This window comes from Desemzia sp. FAM 23988 (assembly GCF_045528365.1).
Lineage (GTDB): Bacteria > Bacillota > Bacilli > Lactobacillales > Carnobacteriaceae > Desemzia.
Genome location: NZ_JBGQQS010000002.1, coordinates 74,933 through 100,183, shown reverse-complemented (window position 1 = coordinate 100,183; position 25,251 = coordinate 74,933). Strand labels below are relative to the sequence as shown.

Here is a 25,251-nt window from a genome sequence, read left to right as displayed (position 1 = left end):
CTTAATATAGGTCAATTGCTGGATTTTTCATTTTTAGCGTAAAAAAAAATCGCAACTCGAATTTTTTCGAGTTGCGAATCTTTTTTTTATTCCATTTCAGCGTTGTGATAAACTTCAGAAACGTCATCATCATCTTCAAGTTTAGAGATCAATTGTTCAAATGTTTCTTTTTTATCTTCCGGCAATTCAATATAGATTTGTGGGACCATTGTTACTTCAGCTTGAGCTAAAGTGTAGCCTTCTGCTTCTAGAGCATCACGCACATCTGCCACATCAGACGGATCTGTGTAAACTTCAAAAACCGGTTCTGAAGTTTGCAGTTCTTCACCGCCAGCTTCTAACACACTCATCATCATCGTGTCTTCATCCACATCAAGACCTTCACGTTCGATAGCAATGTATCCTTTACGGTCAAACATGTAACTAACAGAACCTTTTTCCCCTAATGATCCGCCATTTTTATTAAATGCCGTTCTCACATTGGTGGCAGTACGGTTTAAATTGTCTGTTAAAGTGTGAACCAAAATGGCAATTCCATTTGGCCCATATCCTTCATAAGATACTTCATCGTAGTTTTCACCTTCACCCGCTGAGGAAGCTTTTTTAATCGCCCGTTCAACATTGTCATTCGGCATATTGTTAGATTTGGCTTTATCTAATACCAAACGTAATTGAGGGTTATCGTTGGGGTCAGGTCCACCACTCTTTGCAGCCATATAGATTTCTCTCGATAACTTTTGAAAAACTTTAGCACGTTTAGAATCTTGTGCATTTTTGCGTCCTTGGATATTGTTCCATTTCGAATGTCCTGACATCCACAATTCCTCATTTCGTTATAATATTGTTGTTTCATTCAAGCCTTACTATTTTACCAAAAATGACAACTAGTCGCAACACCGCCATATCACGGTTTTACAATTCTTTAGGCTCGTTTAAATTTTCTTTTTGATTTATAAGATTTTTTCCACACTAAAAAATAGATTAAAGCGAAAATGATTGCCGTAAGCGCCCCAATGCTGTCTAAAAATATATCTTCTAACAAAGGTGTCCTATCAGGTGTCAACCCTTGATGGAACTCATCAAAAGAAGCATATCCAACTGCCAGCATCCATGAAAGAAGTGCCGTCAAGTAAATGCCGCTTACTCGATCCTTTAATCCTAAAAACCAAAAAAGGGCCAATAAAAAATACGAACCAAAATGAGCTGCTTTTCGGATAAAGAATTCAATAAAATCATTGTAGCCGCTAGCACCTATACTCACTTCGCTGCCTGCATACGTAAAACGAACATGACTCAATAAACCTTTTAAGGGTTCATTTGCCAATAATTGGTCCAATAGGCCAGTGACTGATTGATCGCCGTAAGGTTGGGAAGAACTGTAAAAAAGTACCCCCATCATTAAAAAGGCCATGCCCAAGTAGATAGTACTTTTGATAGTTGTATTCATAATTCTCTCCTCATTTTCGTGTTAAAATAAACTTCAATTATATATTTTACCGTAAATACATAGATTTTTGTATAAATTAATTCTACAATAAGAGAGGAAGATTAAAATTTAGAAAGGAAGTTATGGATGAAATATAATATTAACTGGGACATGGACTCTGTTTTTTCCGGTGGAAGTTCATCCGCCGATTTGCAAGAGAAAATCCAGCTCATGAAACAGCAATTAACAGATTTTTCTCAGAAAATAACCGATTGGGAATGGAAGAATGATCAACCATTATACACGGAGCTAAAAGATATTTTAACCTTACAGGAAGCACTCTCTTTTGGTTTGAGCGAGTCCAGTACCTTTATTCGCGGTCTAATGTCTGCTGATGTTACCGATAAACAAGCCGGTGCTGTTTACGGAAAGATTACTGAGACACGCAGCTCTTTTTCTACTGTACTGACTGTTTTAACGAAAAAGACAGTGGCTATCCCAGATAGTGAATGGGAAAAACTGATTTCTCAACCTCCGTTTACTGAAGTTGCTTTCGTCTTAAACGAAGATCGGACTCAAGGGAAAGAATTATTAAGTGAAGAGGAAGAAGCTTTGATCAATAGTTTATCCTTGGATGGATTTAATGGCTGGGGTGATCATTATAACTCTATCGTTGCCACTATCTCCATTCCTTTTACGGAAAAAGACGGTAGTATCACGCAGCTTTCCGCTGGGCAAGCTCAGAATAAAATGGAGTCTGACCCAGATACAGCCGTTCGTCAGCAACTATTTACGGAGTGGGAAAAAGTCTGGAGCAAAAAAGCTCCTTTGTTTTCTGATTCCCTAAATCATTTAGCCGGTTTTCGTTTAGCAAATTATAAAGCGCATGGCGTAACAGACTTTATGAAACGACCGTTGGAATACAACCGTATGAGCAAAGCTACTTTAGATACTATGTGGGAGACAATCAATACCAATAAATCCATTGTCGTAGACTACTTAAATCGCAAAGCTGCTTTGATCGGCAAAGATCAGCTTTCATGGGCAGATGTAGAAGCGCCCGTTTTATTAGGTGATTATGCGCCTCAACGGTATCCTTTCGATAAAGGGGCAGACTTTATTGTAGAAAATTTTCGTAAATTCAGTGGAAAAATGGCTGATTTTGCTCAATACGCTTTTGATCACAGTTGGATAGAAGCAGAAAACCGAGGTGGAAAACGTCCTGGCGGGTATTGCGCCAATTTACCTGAGTCGGGTGAATCAAGGATATTTATGACTTATGCAGAGTCTCCAAACGAAGTATCCACTTTAGCTCATGAACTAGGACATGCTTTCCACAGCAGTGTGATGCGTGAATTACCAGCTTTGAATCGCGGTTATGCTATGAACGTTGCAGAAACGGCTTCTACTTTCGCAGAACTCATCGTTGCAGATGCGACCGTTCAAGAAGCTCAAAGCGAAGAAGAAAAAATCAATTTATTAGACAGCAAGATTCAACGTGCGGCTACGATGTTTATGAATATTCAAGCACGTTACCTTTTTGAAACTCATTTCTATAAAGAACGCCAAGAAGGCATTGTTACTGAAAATCGCTTAAATGAGTTGATGGAAGCTGCTCAAAAAGAAGCTTTTGAAAATAGTTTAAGTGACTACCACCCTGCTTTTTGGGCAAGCAAGCTGCATTTTTACAATACTGGAGTACCTTTCTACAATTTCCCTTATACATTTGGCTACTTGTTCAGTATGGGAATCTACGCCAAATCCTTAAATGAAGGAACAGAGTTTGAAGAACAATACATTTCCTTATTGCAAGACACGGGTTCTATGACTACTGATGATCTGGCTCAAAAACATTTAAGTGTTGATTTGACTCAGCCTGACTTTTGGCAGCATGGAATCAATTTGATTGCAAATGATATTCATACATTTATGGCAATGACAGAAAAATATACTCATTAACTTATCGAAAGGACTGTTCACTATGAAATACAGTTTAACTTGGGACTTAGAATCTATTTTCCCTGGAGGAAGCGAATCTGCTGCATTACAAGACAAATTAGCTTTATTAGACAAACAAGCAACTGAACTAACCAACTCTGCTAAAGAATGGAATCCAGAGGCAGACAGCCCTAACTACACGGCCTTAGAAAAATTATTGAAGGTACAGAATGCTTTAATGGATGGAATCTCACAAACTTATACCTTTATTGAAGCTCTTCGTTCAGAAGACGTCAACAATAAACAAGCGGGAGCTTTATTTGGAAAGATTTTCGCTGTTACAAGTCGCTATCAAACAGCTCAAACTATCTTGACGAAAAAATTTGTACAAATTTCTGATACGGATTGGGCGCAATTGATTCAATTACCTGCTTTTAAGCCTGTTGAATTCGTTTTGAGTGAAACACGGTCGGAGGGAAAAGACCTCTTAAGTGAACAAGAAGAAAAGTTGATCAATGATTTATCCATCGATGGTTTTCAAGGTTGGAGCAATCACTATGATTCTCTAGTAGCTCAAATAGAAATCCCTTTTAAGGAAAAAGATGGAACAATTATTTACTTGTCAGCTGGACAAGCACAGAATAAAATGTACGGCGATCCAGATCCAGCCGTTCGTGAACAGCTCTTTGAAAATTGGGAAAAAGCATGGAGTTCACAATCTGCTCTGTTTTCTGACACGTTGAATCACTTGTCTGGGTTCCGTTTAGCGAATTATAAAGCACACGGTATTACAGATTTTTTAAAGAAACCGTTGGAATACAACCGTATGAAACGTGAGACGTTGGACGCTATGTGGAAAGCTATTAGCGATAACAAACAACCTTTTGTCGACTACTTAAATCGGAAAGCTCAATTATTAGGAAAAAATCAGTTAGCTTGGCAAGATATCGAAGCTCCTGTTATTGTCGGAGATGCTAAACCGAAAAAATATCCTTATGATGAAGGTGCTGATTTCGTAGTAGAAAACTTCCGTAAATTTAGTCCTAAAATGGCTGATTTTGCTCAACAAGCCTTCGATAATCAATGGATTGAGGTGGAAGATCGTCCTGGAAAAGCTCCCGGCGGTTATTGTTCAAGTCTTCCAGAAAGCAAAGAATCACGTATTTTTATGACGTATTCTGAATCTGCTAATGAAGTAGCTACCCTTGCTCATGAATTAGGCCATGCTTTCCATAGCGATGTGATGAAAGATCTGCCCGCAATGAACCAACAATATGCCATGAATGTTGCTGAAACAGCTTCTACATTTGCAGAACTCGTCGTTTCAGATGCTACGGTCAAAGATGCTAAAACAAAAGAAGATAAAATAACATTATTAGACAGCAAAATGCAAAACGCTTTAGCCATGTTCTTGAACATCCATGCTCGTTTCTTGTTTGAATCTCATTTTTATGAAGAAAGACAACAAGGTATCGTAACTGATGAACGCATTTCAGAATTAATGAAAGAAGCTCAAAAAGAAGCTTATCAAGGTGCTCTAAGCAATTATCACCCTACTTTCTGGGCCAGTAAATTGCACTTTTATATCTCAGATGTTTCTTTCTACAACTTCCCATACACTTTTGGATACCTGTTCAGCTTAGGTATTTACAACAGCTCTGTAGAAGATGGAGCAGGTTTTGAAGATAAATACATCGGCTTACTGAGAGATACTGGCCGTATGACCACTGAAGAATTAGCTCAAAAACACCTGAATGTCGATTTAACAAAACCAGACTTTTGGCAAGCAGGTATTTCTTTAGTGAAACAAGATGTGGAAACTTTCTTGGAATTGACCGAACGTTATCTAAAATAATGTTTTAAATAAAAACTAAGACCACCTATCAAGCTATTTCTTGATAGGTGGTCTTAGTTTTATTTTTTTTCAGTAGCCTTATTTGAAGATTTAGGTACCAATACCGTTAAATGCTGCGGCAATACTTGCAATGTCAGAGGTAAAGAATCACCTTCGTCACCATCGACATTTGCTACTAATTCTTTCGTTTCCTTTATTTGGATCGTTCCTGTTTTAAATTTTCGGTAAATAACTTTTTCATCCTCAATTGCTTTACCAGTAAATATTTTTGGAATCACTTTCAGCTTATCGATAACTGTTTTTCCTTTTAATGCCAACAAATGCAAATACCCATCATCTGTACTTGCATTAGGCAATAATGACTCAAATCCTCCTACTGAATTGGTTAGAGCTACTAAGACCAGAATAGATTCTTGCAAAATTTTTTCTTCATCCAAATCCAATTCAAAAGTGTAAGCTTCATTAGTACTAAGAGCTTTTGTTCCTTCTAAAAAATAAGCTAAAGGCCCTAGTTTAGTCTTTTGTTCTACATCGACCCCTTGTACTGCTTTTGGAATAGACCCAATAGCCACAACATTCGCAAAATAATGGTCATTGATTTTACCAATATCCAACTGTTTTCTCTCTAAAGTATCCAACCGAGCGATTGCTTCTTCAGGATCTAGAGGAATCCCTAATGCTCTGGCTAAATCATTTACTGTTCCTAAAGGAATAAAACTAAAGTCGGGCCTATATTCTTGTTCTGCTAATCCATTTATGCCTTCATTTACTGTCCCATCTCCCCCCATTACAAAAACAGCTGCTATCCCTTCCTCAGCTGCTGTTCTGGCAAAGTAAGCAGCATCTCCGCCTTTTTCCGTAAACTTAACGGTTACTTTATCATAGATCCCTGATAATTTTTTTTCAACTGCACCTGCTAAATTTTCAGCTTGTTCATTACCCGATGAAGGATTTACGATCAATACTGCTTCACCCATTCACATCACCTCATTTATCATTTCAAAACTTGTATAATTCTATTTTACGCATTTTAGATTTGTATAGCTACTTTAATGCTAGAAAAGACGCATAAAAAGAAGTTTTAAACTCTTCTTTTTATACGTCTCTTTTTTACATATTATTTAGCTCTATTTTAATATCTACCATAGAATACTGTGAAATTACCCCAATATACATTAGATTTGAAGTTGCTTACATAAGCTGGACCAGTGCTTGATTGAGATCCAACCATACTTCCATTACCTGTATAAATCGTTACATGGAAGATTCCACTTGGACTGCCATTGTTACTAAAGAATACTAAGTCTCCTGGTTGAGGGCTTGTTACTTTAGTTGATGAAGTATATTGAGCTCTTGAGTTACTTGGAATAGATTTTCCGGCTTTTGCAAAAACATATTGCGTAAATCCAGAACAATCGAATCCACTAGTTGACTTTCCACCCCAGCGATAAGGTATTCCTTGACCAGTTAGGCTGCCAGCAACTTGTAATACACTTCCGCTGGATACCACTGGTGCTTTTTCTTGTTCTTTTTCCTTCTCAGCTTCTTCTTTTGCTTTTTGAGCTGCTTGTTGTGCTTTTTCGCGCTCTCTTTGTTCTTTAGCTTGCTGTTCTCTTTCAGCTTGTGCCTTTTCTTGAGCTTCAGCTTTTTGAGCTGCTGCTTGGCTTGCTTGATTGTTATTTTGAGAAGATGGAGATGCAGTTTCTGTAGTTGAACTTGCATTTGATTCTGTATTCACGGCTTCAGTTGTTTCTGATACAGTCGCTGCAACAGACTCTTCTTGAACAGTCTCTTCAGAACTAGCTGTACTTTCTTCTTGCTCAGCGGCTGCAATTTGCGCTGCTTCTTCAGCTTCAGCAGCAAGACGCTCTTCTTCTTCTTTTTGTAATTGAGCTTCTGCTTCTGCTTGAATGCTCGTAAATTGAGCGACTTCTTGTTCAGCAGCTTCTTTTTGAGCAAGGAATGCAGAAATATCTTCTTCAGTAGTGGCCTTTTCCATAGCTAATTGAGCAACCAACACTTCTTTTTCTAGTAATTGTTGATCCATTTCTGAACGAGTTTGCTCTAATTCCATAGCAATTGCATTTTGTTGGTTGATCTTTTGTTCTGTTTGTTCAGTTTTCTTTACTACAGCTTCTTGATCGGCAATTTGTTCTTGAACTAAACTTTTATTTGCATCTACTAAGTCTGTTACTACATCAATTCTTCCGATGATATCGGCTAAAGATTCTGATTCAAGGATAAAATCTATGTAATTTTGACTGTATCCACTAGTTTGAACTGTTCGTGCTTGTTCTTTTAACTTTTCATTTCGTTCAGCTATTTTTGCTTCCAGCACTTCGATTTCATCTTTTAATGTTTGCATTTCTTTTTGAGCTGCTTCAATATCTTTGGCTAGTGCAGCAGTTTTTTCTTCATTATTGGTGATATTATTTGTAATAGTTTTTAATTCACTTTCAGTTGTAGAAACTTGAGATTGAATTTGGTTTAATTGAGTATTTTTTTCATTGATCAATAATTGAGTATTTTCAGCTTCTTTTTGAGCTTCTTCAATCTTATCAGTGTATTGTTCAGCTGCGACTTGAGTTGGTAAAATAAGGGAGCTAAATGTCATCGTTCCTAATAATGCGATAGTTACAAATTTCTTTTTCACAGAATCTTCTCCTCCAACGGTTGTTTTACTTCTTTCAAAGTCAAGGTATCCTTCTGGAATCCTTTTTACGATAAACGAAGTATAGCATACCTTATATATCAGCAATGTAACGTCAATATTACAGAATGATTAACAGCTCATTTGTCGAAATTCAGTCACAACTCCATCAAAAAAAAACTTTTATTTTCCTTTTTTATTGCTTTTCTCCCAAACTACTTAAACGCACACTCTATATGATGATCATTCATCAAGCCAGCAGCTTGCATATACGCATAACAAACGGTTGGACCCACAAAGGAAAATCCTTTTTTCTTTAAATCTTTCGATAATTTTTGTGACAATTCGTTTTGTGTCGGCACTTCTGACTCATCCCTAATTTGATGATCAATTGGTTGTCCATCTACATAGCTCCATAAATAGTGATTAAATGAGCCCCATTCTTTTTGAACTTCAATAAAAGCTTTTGCATTTGTCACAATAGATTTCACTTTTAACCGATTGCGAATAATATCAGGACTTTCTAAAAGTTGGGCTTGTTTTTCTATAGTATAGTCTTTGATAATATCTGGATTGAAATCATCAATAGCTTGACGATAGTTCTCTCTCTTTTTAAGGACGGTTTCCCAACTTAATCCTGCTTGCATGGTTTCAAGGATCAGCAGTTCAAATAATTTTGCATCATCATGCAATGGTTTTCCCCATTCTTTATCGTGGTACGCTTTCAGCAAATCTGTTTTTGCCCAAGAACATCGTTTCATCTTCATTCCTTCTTCCTCTACTTTTAAGAATTTCTGCTTATATGTCTTTTTTTCATCACTTTTTCCAAGTCCTTGATTTTATTTCTTTATATGGTGTATAATGTGTTGCTAGAATAGCAGACTTATATAGGTAAACCGTTTTTGCCTATTGTTTAGTGAATATTTTGGAGGTTATAACATTGACTATGGATTATCGAGTACTACTTTATTATAAATACACTACTATCGAAGAGCCAGAAGAATTTAGACGTCAACACCTTGCTTTTTGTAAAGATAACGAATTAAAAGGAAGAATTCTAGTGTCTGAAGAAGGTATCAACGGTACTGTTTCCGGTACTATTGAGGCTACTCAACGCTATATGGATACTATGCGTGCTGATGACCGTTTTTCAGATATGGTCTTCAAAATAGATCCCTCTGAAGGTCACGCATTTAAAAAAATGCATGTTCGTTACCGTCCAGAGATTGTCTCATTAAATTTGGAAGATGATGTGGATCCTAATGAAACTACAGGGAAATACTTAGAGCCAAAAGAATTCCGTGAAGCCTTGTTGGACGAAAATACAGTTGTCATCGATGCTCGGAATGACTATGAATTTGACTTAGGTCATTTTAGAGGCGCTGTACGTCCAGACATTAAAAATTTCCGTGATTTACCAGAATGGATTCGTGAAAACAAAGAACAATTTATGGATAAAAAAGTAGTTACTTACTGTACAGGTGGAATTCGATGTGAAAAATTCTCCGGCTGGTTATTAAAAGAGGGCTTCGAAGATGTTGCCCAATTGCATGGCGGAATTCACACTTACGGCACCGACCCAGAAGTTCAAGGAGACTTATGGGATGGAAAAATGTACGTATTTGACGAACGCATCAGTGTCCCAATCAACCGTAAAGAACACGTGGTTATAGGAAAAGACTGGTTTGACGGAACTCCTTGCGAACGTTATGTGAACTGTGGCGATCCAAAATGCAACCGCCAAATTATTACCTCTGAAGAAAATGAACACAAACATTTACGCGGTTGTTCTCATGAATGTCGTATTTCTCCAGAAAACCGCTATGTCAAAGAACACCATTTAAGTCGTGAAGAAGTTGCCGAACGTTTAGCAGCTATCAGCGAAAAATTGCCTGAAACAGTTTAAAAAAGGAAAGAACATTTGACCAATCAAAAAAAGCCGTCTGACGCAAAGCTCATTTGCACCAGACGGCTTTTTTCATAGTATCGACTCTTTAGTGAATCTAGCCAAATCTTTACTATCCTTTATAAGCTTTTTCCAATTCAGCAATATCCATTTTTTTCATTTGCAAAAAGGCATCTGTGACGCGTTGCTTTTGTTCCTCATCTTTAGTGTCCATCAAGTCCTCTAAAATACTTGGAGAAATTTGCCAAGATACACCAAAGCGGTCTGTCAGCCACCCGCATTGTTCTGCTTCAGGAACTACAGAAAGTTTGTTCCACAAGAAGTCGATTTCCTCTTGCGTATCACAATTCACTAATATCGAAAAAGCTTCATTGAATTTAAACGCATGTGCTTCCACACTATCCATCGCTGAAAATTCCTTTCCTGCCAAAGTAAATGATGCATACTGCAGCATACCGTCTTGTTCAGGATTCTCTTTAGGATCATAGTAAGAAACGTTTTCTACTTTACTGTTTTCAAATAGAGACGTGTAAAAATCAATAGCTTCTTTTGCTCTTCCAGCTTGTTCACCAGCATACATCAAATTAGGAACGATTTTTTGCTCAAACGGCTGATTTGCATAAAATAGCTGCCATGAAACACCATAGCGGTCATTTATCCAGCCATACCACTCATCAAAAGGATAGTTGCCTAAATCCATTAAGACTGTCCCTTTTATTGATAAAGCTTTCCATAGATGATTGATTTCTTCTTTCGTAGTACAATTCACCATGAGGGAAATAGACGGATTTAATTGGAAAATGGGCCCTGCTGAGATAAACATGAAATCTTGTCCCTGTAATGTTAACGATACGGTGTCCGAATCGCCAGCAGGGGTCCCATGAAGTTGAACAACAGAATCTATTGTTGAATCTTCAAACAAAGAGGTGTAAAATTCGGCTGCTTCTACAGCTTCTTTATCAAACCAAAGATGTGGCACTATCTTTTGCATGTTAAACTCTCCTTTTTTATAGCCATCTTTTTTCATTTATCCATCTATATGCAATGACTGGTGAACGATTTGTGAATAAGGAACAACGTATAATCCATTTTCTTGAGACCATTCAGCATAGATAATTTTTTCAGGATCTGGATATCCAGCATTCGACAGTTCTTCCAACAACCAGTTTTTTTCTTTTCCAATGCTTTTGAGCGTCTTTTCCTCCATCTGGCCTTCATCAATCAGTAAGACGGTCAAAATAGACTCTACGTCAGATTTTTTCATCACGCTCACTTCTCCACCCGTCTCTAGGATAACGTAGCGGGCTTCTTCCAAAGAAAAACAATTTTGACTTCTCAGCAATGCACGTAACTGTTCCATCTCCATGTGATTTTTCCCTAGTTCCTCTTCATTCAATTGGCCATTTTGAATAAGAACGCTGGGTTTCCCTTTAACGATATGATTGATTTCATCATTTTTCTGGACAAATACTTCTATCCCATAAATCAACATTCCCCAAACAGCTAAAGCAAATAAAATATGTCCAGCATGGACAGCATCATCATAAATGGACTCTTCAAGTATCCCTCCTAAAACGAGTGTATAAATCAAATCAAAGGGGGTGATTTCAGACATGGCTTTTTTCCCTAACGTCCGCATAACAATCAACAAACCAACTAATCCAACTAATAATTTGATCCCTATAGTGACAAACATTTTTCGACCTCCTACTATTCTACTGAATAAAAAAGGGGATTGAATTCCTTTTTTGTTTCTCCTTTAATTGTAAACCGTCACAACAAAAAATCCATCAAAGAGACTTAAAAAAAAACAAAAAAGAGGTATTCGTATAAGAGAACAATTCTTACACAAATACCTTTTTTAGTGGTTTCTTCTAACTGAGTATTAAGGCATCTTCATTCAACACACTACCGCTGTTTTTATGGAATAATTCCAGTAGACCTGGAATGGTTAACTGTTGTTTTTCTTCTCCCGTAATGTCCACCACAATATGTCCTTCATTCAACATGATCAATCGATTTCCATATTGAATAGCTTGTTCCATATTATGTGTGATCATTAAAGCCGTCAAGTTTTCTTCCTGAATAATTTTATTGGTCAAGTTCAATACCATTTGACTGGTTTTTGGATCTAAAGCAGCAGTGTGTTCATCCAATAATAATAATTTAGGGGTTACCAAACTAGCCATCAACAGCGTAACGGCTTGACGCTGTCCGCCTGATAACAATCCAATTTCCATTTTCATTCGTTTTTCCAGTCCTAACCCCAATCGTTTCAAGGCTTCTTGAAACAGTTCACGTTGCTCTTCTTTTACTCCTACTCCAAACCCGCGTTTTTTTCCTCTCTTCCAAGCAACTGCCATGTTTTCTTCTATAGTTAAACGAGAAGCTGTTCCCATACGAGGATCTTGAAATACGCGGCCAATATATTTAGCTCTCTTCATTGTCGGCTCTTTGGTGATGTCTTTTTCATCTAACAGAATCGTGCCTTCATCTACCATAAAACTTCCTGCAATACTGTTCATTAAGGTAGATTTTCCGGCTCCATTTCCTCCAATAATCGTGATAAAATCTCCTTCGTTTATCGTCAAATCGATCCCTTTTAACACGTGGTTCTCATTCACTGTACCCATTTCAAAACTTTTATGGATATTTTTCATTTCTAAAACAGGTCTCATAAAACTTCGGCTCCCTTCTTATTCTGTGGACGAATATTTTTTCTCGATTTTCCTGGCAGTTTAACTAGGGGAGAGGCTAAAGCTGCAATCAGCAGTAATGCAGAGAATAATTTCAGGTCTTGCGGATCAACGTTCATTTCTAGTACTAACGACAGCATCAAACGATACAGAATAGAACCTATAACGATAGTCATCAATCGTTTAGCAAATGTCATATTTCGGAAAATGACTTCCCCAATAATAATAGAAGCTAATGCGATAACAATCGTCCCGATACCGCTACTGATATCTGCAAATCCATTGTCTTGAGCAATCAATCCACCTGACATGGCAATCAATCCATTACATAACATATAAGAGATGATTTCCATTTTATCGGTATTGATCCCGTTTGCTTCACTCATCTCTGGATTGTCCCCTGTTGAACGAATTGCCAATCCTGTTTCTGTACTGTAAAAGACTTTTAAACATAGAATGACAAGAATTACTACGATTCCACCTACTACAAAAGTAGACAGCTTTGTCCCTACGCCCCACGATTCTACCGTTCTCATCAAAGTCGGTTCACCTAACAAATTGACATTGGCTTTTCCCATAACCCTTAAATTAATCGAATAAAGCCCTGTCATCGTAATGATTCCAGAAATCAAAGAAGGGATTTTCAATTTGGTGTGCAGCAATGCTGATATGACTCCAGCCAACATACCACTAACCAAGGCACACAATACGGCTATCCATGGTGGAACCCCGTTGACAATTAAAGTCGCTGTAATAGCTGCTCCTAATGGGAAACTACCTTCCGCTGTCAAATCAGTAATATTCAAGATTCGAACATTTAAATAAACTCCTATCGCCATCACTGACCACAATAAGCCTTGGGACGCACTTGATAATAAAATATCCATTAATTTTTACCGCTCCTTCATTTACAACCGCAAATTGTTTTATTCTGGCAATACAATACTATCCGGATCGATACCTAATGCTTCTGCCATTTCTTTATTGACAACTAATTCCAAACTATCAGAAGTTTCAACAGCGATATCTGCTGGATCAGCATCTTCTTCAATAATTTTCAGGGCCATTTTTGCTGTTTGCCGTCCTAAATCTTCATAATTGATCCCATATGTTGCCAACCCTCCAGCTTCTACTTGTTCAGCTGATCCAGCAACAACCGGCAATTGATATTCGATGGCAATATTTCCTACAGTTGCTGCTGTACTGGCCAGTGTGTTGTCTGTTGGAATATATAATCCGTCTACATCTTGTGCTAAAGTTGTCAATACTTGCTGTACATCATTTGTTGAGGCCACCGTTAACACTTCAACAGTAACTCCTTCAGCTTCTAAAGCTTCTATAGCTAAGTTTGCTTGAATCTCTGAATTGGGTTCTCCAGCGTTATAAATAATTCCGATCGATTCTGCTTCAGGTGTAAGTGAAAGCAGAAGTGCTATTTGTTCTTCAATGGGAACCATATCGCTTGTTCCCGTAATGTTGCGTCCTGGAGCTTCATTACTGTCGACTAATCCTGCATCAACAGCATCCGTAACAGCTGTGAAAAGGATCGGGTCTCCACTTGTTTCATTAGCTAATGACTGAGTTGCTGGAGTCGCAATAGACAAAATAACATCGTTTTCTCCTACCAATTGCTGACTCATACTTTGAAGGTTCGCTTGATCTCCTTGAGCATTTTGGTAGTCGACTGTTAAGTTTTCTCCTTCTTTGTAGCCTGCATCCTCTAATTCAGCTAAAAAACCTTTACGAGCTGAACTTAATGATTCGTGTTCCATAAACTGCAGGACTCCTATATCGATTGAGCCATCATCTGCCGAACTACCTGAACCACAAGCTGCTAATACCAATCCAGCTAGTAAAGTGATTCCTCCTGCTACTACTTTTTTCATTTGTGTTGTTTTTTTCATTTTCATTTCCCCCCAGTTTTTTTTATTTATTTGATGCAAAATTTTTCTTTCCTCACCTCTCTTTAAATAAAATAAAAGCACCTATTTAGATGATAAAAATCTAAATAGGTGCAAATCGTATACATTATTGATTGATTTTTTTAGCAGCCACTTAGATTTTTTCATCTATGCGGCTGGTTTTTAAACATTCTAAAATGCTTTAGCCACTATAGACACAAACTTGGTTCTGTTTGCATCCATAATGTTTATGTCTACAAACAGCGTCTAAAATAGCTAAAGTAAAAATTATTCAGATTTATGTGTTCTTTTATTATCAGTGTTTTCATTAAGAATCACTCGCAATCTAAATTTGATATTCTTAGTATAATGGAATGATAATGAGAATGTCAACCGCTAAATTAAAACAAACTCATTTTAGTACCGCCTTATTTTAATTCTTATTGAATAGTTCTTTTAATTTTGAACGTTTAGTTGACAAAATAACACTTTTTAGCAACTATATTTTTTGTCATTAAGATAAAAATTTTCTTTTTTTTTTATATTTGGTATAATGAGCGGAGCAATATGGAAGATACAAGAACCTGATTTAGATAGGGAAATACTGTACTTCCTTTTTTTATATTCTAATTTGCAACGATACTTTATAGATTATGAGGTGATTTACATTTGAACGATTCTGGAAATAATAATGGTCCTTCTCTATGGGATAAGATTTCACAAACCGGAAAGTCTGTTTATCAAGAAAGTGCCCGTTTTATACGTAAGAGCTGGGAAACTTTTAGTGATGAAATTTATCCCAAAGTAAGATCATCTGTAAAAAGGACTTATCTTTCGTGTAAAAAAGGGTTAAAAAAAGGCTGGCTTTCATTTAAAACATTTAGTCTGGCTCTTTTAGCGAGAATAGGAGCTTTCTTTTCTTCTACTAAGGAAAGTTTGCAAAATAAGTGGACTGCCTTCCAGGAAGAAAGAAAAAAGAATAACGAACAGACTGTCGAAAATGAAGCTTCTTATGCTGATGAAGAAAATATGGATTCTACAGAGGTATCTTCTGAAGACAATGAGAAATCCTCTACCTTCTTAGGAAAAGCTGTTTTTGGTTTCAATGTAGCTTACAACGTGACTAGAAATCTTGTTATTATTCTTACGATTCTTTTGCTTATTGGTGGAGCTTTTGCAGGCGGAGCTGGAATGGGGTTGTTCGCTTCATTGGTATCCGGACAAGAGCCGCCTGATTATGAAGAAATGCAATTAGCCATTGGCAATGTAGAACAAACTTCTACTATGTATTATGCTGGCGGAGAAACAATCAGTGATTTTAGGTCTGATTTAAAAAGGACTAATATTCCATTAAGCGAAATTTCTGAGGATGTCCTTAACGGTATCGTTGCTACAGAAGATGAATACTTCTGGGAACATCCTGGAGTTGTTCCAAAAGCGGTATTGCGTGCGCTGGTACAGCAATTACTGGGATCTAGCGTATCCTCAGGCGGATCCACTTTGACGCAACAATTAGTCAAACAACAAATTTTATCTCCTGAAGTTACCTTTGAAAGAAAAGTAAATGAAATCTTGATTGCCTTTCGGGTAGAAAATTATTTTTCCAAGGAAGAAATATTGCAGGCTTACCTGAATGTCTCCCCATTCGGCAGAAATAGTTTGGGGCAAAATATCGCTGGTGTACAGGAAGCTGCAACAGGTATCTTCGGTGTAACTGCCAAAGACCTCACACTTCCGCAAGCGGCTTTCATCGCAGGACTTCCACAAAACCCAATCACTTATAGCCCTTATACAAATGCAGGTGAAGTGAAAGAAGATCAGTCAAACGGATTTAATCGAAAAAATGAAGTATTGTTCCGTATGTTCCGCGAGGGGTATATTACTGAAGAGGAATACAGCAGTGCACGTGAATACGACTTGACACGAGATTTCATTCTTCGTCAAGACAGCGAGCAAGAAACAAATTCTTTCGCGTACGATGCTGTGGAAACAGAAGCTCGTACAATCATGATGGAAATGCTCTATACGACTGACGGATATACAAAAGAGGAAATTGATGCTGACTCTGATTTGTACCAACAGTACTATGAACGAGCTGACGATGATTTACGTCTAAATGGATATAAAGTGTATTCCACTATTGATAAATCCATTCATGATGCATTAGAAAAAGTGGCTTCTGAATATGGCCCTACTTTAGGACAAACGAAACAAGCTCCTGCCGTTTATGATCAAGACAGCGGTTCTTATATCCAACCAATGGAAGAAGATCCGAAAACCGGTGAATCTGTTCCTAAAATGGTGGATATCCAAGTTGGTTCTTCTCTGGTAGACAATGCAACTGGTCGAATCATTGCTTTTGTCGGTGGGACAAATTACATGGACAATATGCTGAATCATGGATTATACGTAGAAAGACAACCCGGATCGACCATAAAACCGATACTAGTCTATGCTCCTGCTTTAGAAAATGGTTTGATCACACCTGCAAGTATGGTGTCGGATTCACGTTTATTCGTGCCAAACTGGTCTAATGGACGGATTGAAGGGAAAGAAGTAACAAACGTCGGAAACGTCTATTCAGGTAAAAATGTTTCTGTCAGAGAATCTTTAGTGAATTCCATGAACATCCCTACATCTCGTATTTATTTAAAAATGTTAGAAGACAACTCTGCTCCTGGTGAATATCTGCCATTAATGGGAATTGGTGCAGATGCTGTTCATCCGAATGAATACAAAAATGCTGCATTAGCTCTTGGCGGTACAGGTAATACAGAGGTTAATGATGAAGGTGTGATTGTCAGCAGAACTTATGGTCCAACTATAGTAGAAATGGCCAGTGCTTATACTACATTAGCCAATAAAGGGACCCATGTTGATGCATTCCTTATTGAACGAATTGAAAACAAAAATGGTGAAGTGATCTACCAACATGAATCTGAAGCGACAAAAGTGTTCACTCCTGAAACTGCTTATATGACAGTTGATATTCTTAGAGGAGTTATGGAGAACAGTACTGTGAAAGGTACTGAAGATTTATTGAATTTCTCTGCAGATATTGCCGGAAAAACCGGAACATCTAATGATCGAGAAGATATTTGGTTTATTGGTATGACCCCTACAGTAACATTAAGTACTTGGATGGGTTATGACGTAGACAATATCTCCATCGAAACTGAAAACGGCGTTCACCCAAGTAAAAGAAATCTCAACTTTTGGGCTAGGTTAATGAATGCTGTGTATGAAAATAATTCTACTTTGATAGGTACGGATAAAACCTTTGTTCAACCAGAAGGCATCGTGACAGATACCATATTGGCTGAAACTGGTATGAAGTCTGGGGAGATTACAGTCCCAGCTGGTTCAGTTGCAGCAGCCCAACAGTCAGAATTGCAATATGCAAAATTTGAAGAAAGAGATTCAAACACAACTCCTTCCAGTTGGTTGCAAGATGGATCTAAAGTATCTATTTCTGGGCAAACGAAACAAGAGATTTTTGCAAGTGATAAAGTTCCAGGTACGACCACTTATGATTTCTTAATTGGTAGCCCAGCTCATATCCAAAATGCTTTTTGGAAATCAAAAGCTGGATCTGGTGCTCAGCCACCATCTAGTGAAGAGAACGAAACGGAATCTGAAGAAACATCTCCTGATGATGAAAACAGCGAAGAGTAGATTAAACTGAAAAAGCCGACCTTGGAATTTACCAAGGTCGGCTTTTTTGGATGATTAATTCTCTGAACGAGTCGTTCCTCTATTAGCTACATGATGAGGCAAGACAATTGTTTTTTCATCTGTTTCTTCCTTGTTCATCAATTTAGTCAACAGTCTCATTGCTACCGCACCAATATCATATAGAGGTTGAGTAATAGTACTTAATTTTGGACGTGTCATTTCAGTCAATTTAGAATTATTTGCTGTTACAATTTCAAAATCTTCTGGTACTTTAACGCCTCTGTCCAGTGCACCATTCAAGATACCTACAGCTAATTCGTCATCTCCAACAAATGCAGCTGTAGCACCAGATTCAGCTAACTTAGTAAAGACTTCTTCTCCAGTAGTAAATGTATATTCTGATTCAAATACTAAACTTTCATCGTATTCCATATTAGCTTTTTCTAATGCTTCTTTGTATCCAGCTAAACGATATACACCATTGATCGGTTCAGTTTGCAACCCAGAAACAAAAGCAATTCTTTCATTACCGGATTTAATCAATTCTGTGACTACTTCTTCTGTCGCATTTTTGTAATCAATGTTTACACTGCCCATTTGATCATCAGGATCTACAGTTCCAGCTAAAACAACTGGGGTTTTAGAACGGGAAAATTCAGCTCTCATTTCATCTGTGATTTTGTGACCCATGTAGATGATTCCATCTACTTGTTTTGCAAGTAAGGTGTTTAACACTTGAACTTCTTTTACATCGTTTTGGTCTGAGTTAGCTAAAATAATATTGTATTTGTACATAGTTGCAATATCATCGATCCCTCTTGCTAAAGAAGAAAAATACAGATTCGTAACGTCTGGTATAATAACTCCTACAGTCGTTGTTTTCTTGCTTGCTAAACCTCGTGCTACGGCATTTGGACGATAATCCAAGCGATCAATAACATCCAAAACTTTTTTTCGTGTAGTAGGTTTTACATTCGGGTTGCCGTTAACAACACGAGAAACAGTTGCCATTGAAACATTTGCTTCACGAGCAACATCATAGATTGTAATTGTTTGTTTTTCCATTATAAGTATCTCCTTTAAATTCAGTTCTGTTCACTTTTTTATCTCACTTTTCAATATGTATAATCTACCAAATCTATCATAATATTGCAAGCGGTTTACATTTATTTTCATGAAAATTTCACAATTGTTTTCAGACAGCGGTTTCAATTGTTCTTTTAAAGTAGTTATCTGGCCTATTTTAATGCTACAATAAGATAGAAAAACAAGTTCTCTAGAAAGTAGGTCATTAAAATGTTAAAACAATTAGAACTATTGCAAGAATGGTTGGAAGAAGAAAATAAAGAAGCAGTTTTTATCAATGATCCAGGAAACGTAGCTTACTTTAGTGGTTACGAAAGTGAACCGCATGAAAGAATTTTAGCTCTGATGGTTTTAAAAAACGCTTCTCCTTTTCTTTTTGTACCAGCTTTAGAAAAAGAAGATGCTTTGAATAGTGCATGGGAGTATGATGTATTTGACTACTTAGACCATGAAAACCCGTGGGAATTGATTCGCCAAGCGGTTGAACAGCGGGCAGGATCTTTAACAACCTTAGCTATTGAAAAGGAGTTTTTGACTGTTGCTCGTCTAGAACAATTGCAAATGGTATTCCCTAAAGTAAATTTTTCAGATGCTACTCCTAAAATCCAAGGGATGAAATTAATCAAAACAAAAGATGAAATACAAAAAATGAGTGAAGCTGGAAAATGGGCTGATAAAGCTTTAGAAATTGGGTTTAAAGCGATTAAAGAAGGTATTCAAGAACAAGAAATCGTAGCTGAAATTGAATACGAATTAAAAAAAATGGGTATCAAAAATATGAGTTTTGAAACAATGGTATTAACCGGAGACAATGCTGCTAGTCCACATGGTGTTCCTGGAAATCGACGTATTCAAAAAAATGATCTTGTTTTATTCGATTTAGGGGTTGTGCACGATGGGTATACCAGTGACGTGACACGTACTGTTGCCTTCGGAGAACCTAGTGAAAAAGCTCGAGAAATCTATGAGATTGTTTTAAAAGCGAATGAAGCGGCAATAGCAGCGGTCAAACCAGGGGTAACCGCTGGAGAACTCGATAAAATCGCCAGAGACATTATCACTGATGCCGGTTACGGTAAATATTTTAATCATCGATTAGGACACGGTTTAGGAAGCAGCGTACATGAATTTCCTTCCATTATGGAAGGAAACGATTTAGTGATTCGGGAAGGTATGTGTTTTTCTATTGAGCCAGGTATTTATGTTCCCGGTGTTGCCGGTGTTAGAATTGAAGATTGTGTATATGTAACTGCCGATAGTTGTGAAGTATTTACACATACTCCTAAAACATATACTAGTATTTCATAAAATACTGACTTTAAGAACATCAAAAAAGAGAAGCGGATTTTTAGTCCCGCTTCTCTCTTTTGATGTTCTAAATGAATCGTTAAATCCCTACATTTGTATTAGTAGTTTTTTCCCCATCACTATTTTCTTTTGTCTGTTCGGTACTAGTGTTGGTTGTACGATAATCAGGGTCTTCTTTTGCTTTTTCTTGATCATAATCGAAATCCATTGTAGCTCTTTCGACTTCTTTTTTCATATTATCAGAAGTAAATTGAGGCATTTCTTTTGCTTTTTCCATGTCAGAAATGACTTTTTCATTTTCTGTTTGGAAGTCTTCTTTTGCTTCTGAGCCTTTTTCTTTCATTTCATCCGTAGCATCTTTCACTTCAGACTGGATATCTTTTAAATCTTCTTTCGCTTCTTGTGTACTTGAAGACATTTGACTCTTCATTTTATTGGCTGTATCTTTCAAACTGATTTTAATGTCATCTGTTGCATTTACTGCAACATCTTTCATTTCAGTTCCTTTTTCTTTTGCAATTTGTGAATATTCTTTAGCTGTTCCTTTAGCCTTATCAGCTTGGTCAGAAAGATCTGATCTCAATTCTTTCCCTGATTTAGGTGCAAATAACAGTGTAGTCGTTGCAGCAGCTGCTGCTCCTAAAATTGCTCCTAATAAAAATCCGCCTTTTTTACTCATACATTATCCATCCTTCCCAGTTTTGATCTCAGTATTGATTAGTTTGATTCTTTTTTATTTTTTCTTTTGCGATTCATGTTCATCGCTGTCTTACCTACTTTTGTTGCCACTCCTGTTTGTGCAGTACGTTTCGTCACTCCTGTAACACGATCCGTTAAGTTACGTGTTGAAGAGTTTAAACTTGAAACAGAAACCCCCAAATCTCCAATAGCTTGGAATAAAGGATCTGTTTTGCCCAGCTTGCCATTTACGTCATCTAAGGTAGTGTTGGATTTATTCAATAACCCCTCTACTTCGATTAATAAATTATCCGCATCTTTAGTAATGACACGAAGACTGGAATTCGCTTCCTTAACTGTGCTGGAAACTTCTCCCATAATTTTTGATACTTTAAGCAAGACAATCACTAAAAAGACCACTAATACTGCAAATGCAACTGCAGCAATTAATGCAGCAATTTCTCCACCTGTCATATGAATCCCTCACTTCCTATAAATTTTATCGTGTTATTTTTTAATAGAAGCTTGTGTGACTTATACAATTGAGCCAGCTATTAAAAAACGTTTTCCTATTCGAATATAGAATACCATTTAAAAAAAAGGACTTCAAACAATACGAAATGGAATACACAAAAAAATTTATTATTTTTTTCTTACTTAATCAGATACTCATTTTTCCCCTTTATAAAATGCGGTTTTTAGAAGTTAAAACTCGGTTGGTTTTATTTATCGCCTTTTTTTGTTAAGATATAAATCAATGTGAGTTAATTTTTAACGAGGTGAAGAAAATTGGATGAAAGTAACGTTACAGATAATGTAGTAAATGAGGTAGTAGAAAAAACAAGTCTCTTTAATCAATATTGGAATTCCATTGATTGGAATGAAGTAATCAGTAATGTTTTGACTACTGCAATTCAAATTATTTTTTTCCTAATATTATTTTACATTGTGAAAAGAATTGGAGATTTTTTAATCAGCCAAGCTTTCACTAGATATAGGAAAAAAGAGAGCATTACTATCAATCGACTGAATACATTAAATAGTCTATCAAAAAATCTTTTTCATGCATTACTAGGATTTCTAGTAGCTTATTCTGTTTTAACTGTCTTAGGTGTACCTGTCGGATCCTTATTGGCTGGAGCTGGAGTGATCGGGTTAGCCTTATCTTTAGGTGCTCAAGGTTTTGTTAGTGATATCGTAAACGGATTTTTCTTGTTGCTTGAAAAACAATTGGATGTCGGAGATGTGGTCGAATTGGATACCGTTTCAGGTACCGTTGTCGACGTAAATTTAAAAACTACTCAAGTCAAAAGTTTCGATGGAACGCTGAATTACGTACCCAACCGTTACATTACTATTGTCAGCAATAAATCACGCGAGGACATGCAAGTAATGATCAATATCCGTTTATACCCTGTTGCAGATGTCCAAAGAGTTTCTAGTGTCATTCAAGAGGTTAATGAACGTTTAGTACCTCAATACCCTGAAATTACTGAAGAACCATCTTACACAGGTCTCATTGATATCGGAGATGGACAAACAGGGATTCGAATTACCATGTATACATTGAATGGTCAGCAATATAGTGTTCAACATAGCTTTTTCCAAGAGTATGTTACCAGCTTATCGGAAGCCGGTATAGAAATACCTATAACGACTTTTAATATGAAAGCTTAAAAAAATACTCAAACCGTCAGCAATAGACAGTTTGGGTATTTTTTTGATCTCTTTTACAATACATGATTTCCTTTTTGCTCTAAAAAGTCGCTAACCGTTTGGATTGCAAAGGGAATAGCTGATTCGTCAGGCGACATTTGAGGGTGATGCAATCCAAAAGGAGTGTCTACCCCCAACCAGAACATCGTTCCAGGAACCTTGTCTAATAAGTAACCGAAATCTTCTCCTGTCATGGCTGTTTCTGCTTCTTGAAAATGAACACCTTCTTTGTTTTCCATAAATTCAATAAACTCAGCCGTTTCTTTGGGGGAATTGATGACCGGCAAGTAACCATACATATTTAAGTCCACATCTACTTTACACTGATAAGTCATTTCGATTCCTTTAGCAATTTCTCTGAACCTTTTTTGAACCATATAGCTCATATCTTTGGTCAAAGCTCGGATCGTTCCTTCAATGTTGGCATGGTCACTTATCACATTGCCGGCGGTTCCGCCATGAAATGATCCTAATGTCACTACTGCTCCTTCTATCGGATTGACATTGCGACTCACGATTGTTTGCACTTGATTGACAAACTGACTCGCGGCTACGATCATATCGTTTGTTGTTTGAGGATACGCTGCATGTCCTCCTACACCTTTAAAAGATACTTTTACATCACACGTAGAAGCAAAAAGAGTCCCCACTTTAGTAGAGATGGATCCTACAGGTTGATTAGGATCTACATGCAATGCATAAAATTCATCTGGCATCCAGTCGTTTAAAAAGCCTTTGTCATAATAAATTTTGGCTCCGCTAACTGTTTCTTCTGCTGGCTGAAAGAAGAACACTAAATGATCTTTAGTTGGGTGATCACTAAAATAAGACAATAACCCTAACGCAATAGACATATGTACGTCATGTCCACAGGCGTGCATTCTTCCTGCATGCGCTGATTCAAAAGCTAAATCTGTTTGTTCTACCACCGGCAGCCCATCGATATCCGTTCTCCAGCCAATGGTTCTTTTTCCTTCTGTTCCTCTGACACGCACCAAAATAGCTGTTTCATCTGTTTGTATTTCTAAATGCTCACTTGACAGCTGGTGGATAACGTTCAGTAAATATTCATATGTTTTGTACTCTTGCAGTCCTATTTCAGGAATCAAGTGCAAATCTCTTCTTATCTTAATAAATGGATCTAAGTTATTCATTAATGGCAATTCTCCTTGTTAAATCTTTTATATAAACGATAGGATCCTACTTTTTAAATAGACAGGCAAAACTTAAAAAAGCCCGCCTCTAATGAGGCGGTTATTTCGAAGTTTGGTTACATCTAAGAAATTAGTTCAGTATCGTCTCTTCTTTTTCGTGAACATCATAATGGTGTTCGAATTCATGCATCAAATGATTCACCGATTTCAATATTTCTCTTCTGGTAATAATACCTGAGAACTTATTCTCATTGTCTACCATACAAATAAAAGGATTATCTACAAGCAAGTGCAGCATATCTTCCAATTCATAATCCTCATCTAAAAGAGCGAAATCCGTTCTCATGACTTCCCCTACTTTCAGCACATCCAGCTGATCGTAGTGCATTTGACGAACCCCAGTGATAGCTTCCATAATAAGAGGGATTGAAATCAATCCTCTCACATGCGATTGTTTATCTAACACTACAATTACATTAAAACCGATTTTTGTTAACACGAGTAAAGCATGACTTAGATTATTTTCCATTTGTACATGAGCCACTTCACTAGCGGGGACTAAGAAATGGTCCTGATTTTCTAAAAACATCGCTTGGATTTTACTTCCAATCATTGATTGTTTCCTCCTATAAAGCACATTCTGCCCTTCATATTTTATAACAAAATGACACAAAATCCTATTTTTTCGAGTTAACTTTAGAAAATTTTAGAAAATTAGTTGTATTTACATTTAAAGACCATTTTCAGCTTCGCGTAAAATGCACCACTAAATCATCCAGTAGCTTATGTTCACGATCGTAGTAAGTAACAGTTACCTCTTTTTCTGCTATATCCATTATCGCATAAGTCTTAATATTGTATCTCCCCCTTGGTTGTAAAATACTTCCTGGATTCAACAAGATGATATTTCCTCTTTTTTCGACTCCTAGTTCATGAGAGTGTCCAAAAAAAGCAAAATTCGCATGAACTTCTTTGGCAGCCTTTAAAAGAGGGTTCATGGTAGATTTTACATCAAGAAAATGTCCGTGAGCCATAAAAAAGCGTTCATTCTCAACATCTATCACTTGCTCCAATTTTAATTCCGTATCAAAATCCATATTTCCTTTCACCGTTACAAAAGAGTCCCAAATTTCATCTGTTGCTTCTAACTCAGAATCTCCACAATGAAACATCCGATCCATTTTATCCTGATACAATTCTTTTAATTCTACCAGCACATCTCTATCTCCATGGCTATCACTAACAACGAGTATTTTCATTAC

At 37.0% G+C, this 25,251-nt stretch carries 22 protein-coding genes; 6 read left to right on the top strand and 16 right to left on the bottom strand.

Features of this window, described 5'->3' with window-relative positions:
• Positions 1-86 precede the first annotated feature (86 nt).
• On the bottom strand, positions 87-815 hold the full coding sequence (locus ACEN4L_RS01915; RefSeq protein ID WP_407095658.1) for a YebC/PmpR family DNA-binding transcriptional regulator: 729 nt from the start codon (positions 813-815) through the stop codon (positions 87-89).
• 107 nt (positions 816-922) lie between these two features.
• On the bottom strand, positions 923-1,447 hold the full coding sequence (locus ACEN4L_RS01910) for a VanZ family protein (RefSeq protein WP_407095657.1): 525 nt from the start codon (positions 1,445-1,447) through the stop codon (positions 923-925).
• Between the two features lie 126 nt (positions 1,448-1,573).
• Here ACEN4L_RS01910 and ACEN4L_RS01905 point away from each other — a divergent pair, with 126 nt between their 5' ends.
• Entirely contained in the window at positions 1,574-3,385 is a 1,812-nt protein-coding gene (locus ACEN4L_RS01905) for a M3 family oligoendopeptidase (RefSeq protein ID WP_407095656.1), read from the top strand.
• Between the two features lie 22 nt (positions 3,386-3,407).
• Positions 3,408-5,219: a M3 family oligoendopeptidase gene (locus tag ACEN4L_RS01900; RefSeq protein ID WP_407095655.1), complete on the top strand. Its 1,812-nt coding sequence runs from the start codon at positions 3,408-3,410 to the stop codon at positions 5,217-5,219.
• 59 nt (positions 5,220-5,278) lie between these two features.
• Here ACEN4L_RS01900 and ACEN4L_RS01895 read toward each other — a convergent pair whose 3' ends face one another.
• The 3 genes from ACEN4L_RS01895 to ACEN4L_RS01885 form a co-directional block, all read right to left on the bottom strand.
• Positions 5,279-6,196 (bottom strand): diacylglycerol/lipid kinase family protein, encoded by a 918-nt coding sequence (locus ACEN4L_RS01895; protein ID WP_407095654.1) that lies wholly within the window; start codon positions 6,194-6,196, stop codon positions 5,279-5,281.
• 155 nt (positions 6,197-6,351) lie between these two features.
• Positions 6,352-7,872 (bottom strand): NlpC/P60 family protein, encoded by a 1,521-nt coding sequence (locus tag ACEN4L_RS01890; RefSeq protein ID WP_407095653.1) that lies wholly within the window; start codon positions 7,870-7,872, stop codon positions 6,352-6,354.
• Between the two features lie 212 nt (positions 7,873-8,084).
• Positions 8,085-8,630 carry a DNA-3-methyladenine glycosylase I gene (locus ACEN4L_RS01885; RefSeq protein WP_407095782.1) on the bottom strand — a complete coding sequence of 182 codons (546 nt, stop codon included), beginning with the start codon at positions 8,628-8,630 and terminating at the stop codon, positions 8,085-8,087.
• A 185-nt stretch (positions 8,631-8,815) separates the two neighbouring features.
• On the opposite strand from ACEN4L_RS01885, the gene ACEN4L_RS01880 reads away from it, so the two are divergent.
• Entirely contained in the window at positions 8,816-9,775 is a 960-nt protein-coding gene (locus ACEN4L_RS01880) for a rhodanese-related sulfurtransferase (RefSeq protein ID WP_407095781.1), read from the top strand.
• A gap of 112 nt (positions 9,776-9,887) precedes the next feature.
• Here the strand turns inward: ACEN4L_RS01880 and ACEN4L_RS01875 are convergent, their stop codons facing one another.
• The 5 genes from ACEN4L_RS01875 to ACEN4L_RS01855 all read right to left on the bottom strand — a co-directional run bounded on the left by ACEN4L_RS01875 (position 9,888) and on the right by ACEN4L_RS01855 (position 14,375).
• On the bottom strand, positions 9,888-10,766 hold the full coding sequence (locus ACEN4L_RS01875; protein WP_407095652.1) for a VOC family protein: 879 nt from the start codon (positions 10,764-10,766) through the stop codon (positions 9,888-9,890).
• A 36-nt stretch (positions 10,767-10,802) separates the two neighbouring features.
• Positions 10,803-11,471 (bottom strand): DUF421 domain-containing protein, encoded by a 669-nt coding sequence (locus ACEN4L_RS01870; RefSeq protein WP_407095651.1) that lies wholly within the window; start codon positions 11,469-11,471, stop codon positions 10,803-10,805.
• 178 nt (positions 11,472-11,649) lie between these two features.
• On the bottom strand, positions 11,650-12,453 hold the full coding sequence (locus ACEN4L_RS01865; protein WP_407095650.1) for an ABC transporter ATP-binding protein: 804 nt from the start codon (positions 12,451-12,453) through the stop codon (positions 11,650-11,652).
• Positions 12,450-13,358 carry an ABC transporter permease gene (locus ACEN4L_RS01860; RefSeq protein ID WP_407095649.1) on the bottom strand — a complete coding sequence of 303 codons (909 nt, stop codon included), beginning with the start codon at positions 13,356-13,358 and terminating at the stop codon, positions 12,450-12,452. Before ACEN4L_RS01860 ends, ACEN4L_RS01865 begins: the two co-directional genes overlap by 4 nt.
• Before the next feature lie 39 nt (positions 13,359-13,397).
• Positions 13,398-14,375, bottom strand: a complete 978-nt coding sequence (locus ACEN4L_RS01855) for an ABC transporter substrate binding protein (protein WP_407095648.1) — start codon at positions 14,373-14,375, stop codon at positions 13,398-13,400.
• A 666-nt stretch (positions 14,376-15,041) separates the two neighbouring features.
• On the opposite strand from ACEN4L_RS01855, the gene ACEN4L_RS01850 reads away from it, so the two are divergent.
• Complete coding sequence (locus tag ACEN4L_RS01850; protein ID WP_407095647.1) at positions 15,042-18,047, top strand: transglycosylase domain-containing protein; 3,006 nt, start codon at positions 15,042-15,044, stop codon at positions 18,045-18,047.
• A gap of 54 nt (positions 18,048-18,101) precedes the next feature.
• Here the strand turns inward: ACEN4L_RS01850 and ccpA are convergent, their stop codons facing one another.
• A complete protein-coding gene (gene ccpA / locus ACEN4L_RS01845) occupies positions 18,102-19,112 on the bottom strand; it encodes a catabolite control protein A (protein WP_407095646.1) in 1,011 nt (336 codons plus the stop codon).
• 231 nt (positions 19,113-19,343) lie between these two features.
• On the opposite strand from ccpA, the gene ACEN4L_RS01840 reads away from it, so the two are divergent.
• Positions 19,344-20,441 carry an aminopeptidase P family protein gene (locus tag ACEN4L_RS01840; protein ID WP_407095645.1) on the top strand — a complete coding sequence of 366 codons (1,098 nt, stop codon included), beginning with the start codon at positions 19,344-19,346 and terminating at the stop codon, positions 20,439-20,441.
• Positions 20,442-20,520: 79 nt separating this feature from the next.
• On the opposite strand, the gene ACEN4L_RS01835 is transcribed toward ACEN4L_RS01840, so the two are convergent.
• Complete coding sequence (locus ACEN4L_RS01835; protein ID WP_407095644.1) at positions 20,521-21,120, bottom strand: YtxH domain-containing protein; 600 nt, start codon at positions 21,118-21,120, stop codon at positions 20,521-20,523.
• A 38-nt stretch (positions 21,121-21,158) separates the two neighbouring features.
• On the bottom strand, positions 21,159-21,593 hold the full coding sequence (locus ACEN4L_RS01830; protein WP_407095643.1) for a DUF948 domain-containing protein: 435 nt from the start codon (positions 21,591-21,593) through the stop codon (positions 21,159-21,161).
• Between the two features lie 315 nt (positions 21,594-21,908).
• Here ACEN4L_RS01830 and ACEN4L_RS01825 point away from each other — a divergent pair, with 315 nt between their 5' ends.
• Positions 21,909-22,796 (top strand): mechanosensitive ion channel family protein, encoded by an 888-nt coding sequence (locus ACEN4L_RS01825; protein ID WP_407095642.1) that lies wholly within the window; start codon positions 21,909-21,911, stop codon positions 22,794-22,796.
• Between the two features lie 53 nt (positions 22,797-22,849).
• On the opposite strand, the gene ACEN4L_RS01820 is transcribed toward ACEN4L_RS01825, so the two are convergent.
• The 3 genes from ACEN4L_RS01820 to ACEN4L_RS01810 form a co-directional block, all read right to left on the bottom strand.
• Entirely contained in the window at positions 22,850-23,989 is a 1,140-nt protein-coding gene (locus ACEN4L_RS01820) for an N-acetyldiaminopimelate deacetylase (RefSeq protein WP_407095641.1), read from the bottom strand.
• A gap of 130 nt (positions 23,990-24,119) precedes the next feature.
• A complete protein-coding gene (gene cbpB, locus ACEN4L_RS01815; protein ID WP_407095640.1) occupies positions 24,120-24,602 on the bottom strand; it encodes a cyclic-di-AMP-binding protein CbpB in 483 nt (160 codons plus the stop codon).
• Between the two features lie 130 nt (positions 24,603-24,732).
• On the bottom strand, positions 24,733-25,248 hold the full coding sequence (locus ACEN4L_RS01810; protein ID WP_407095639.1) for a metallophosphoesterase: 516 nt from the start codon (positions 25,246-25,248) through the stop codon (positions 24,733-24,735).
• Positions 25,249-25,251: the final 3 nt, after the last annotated feature.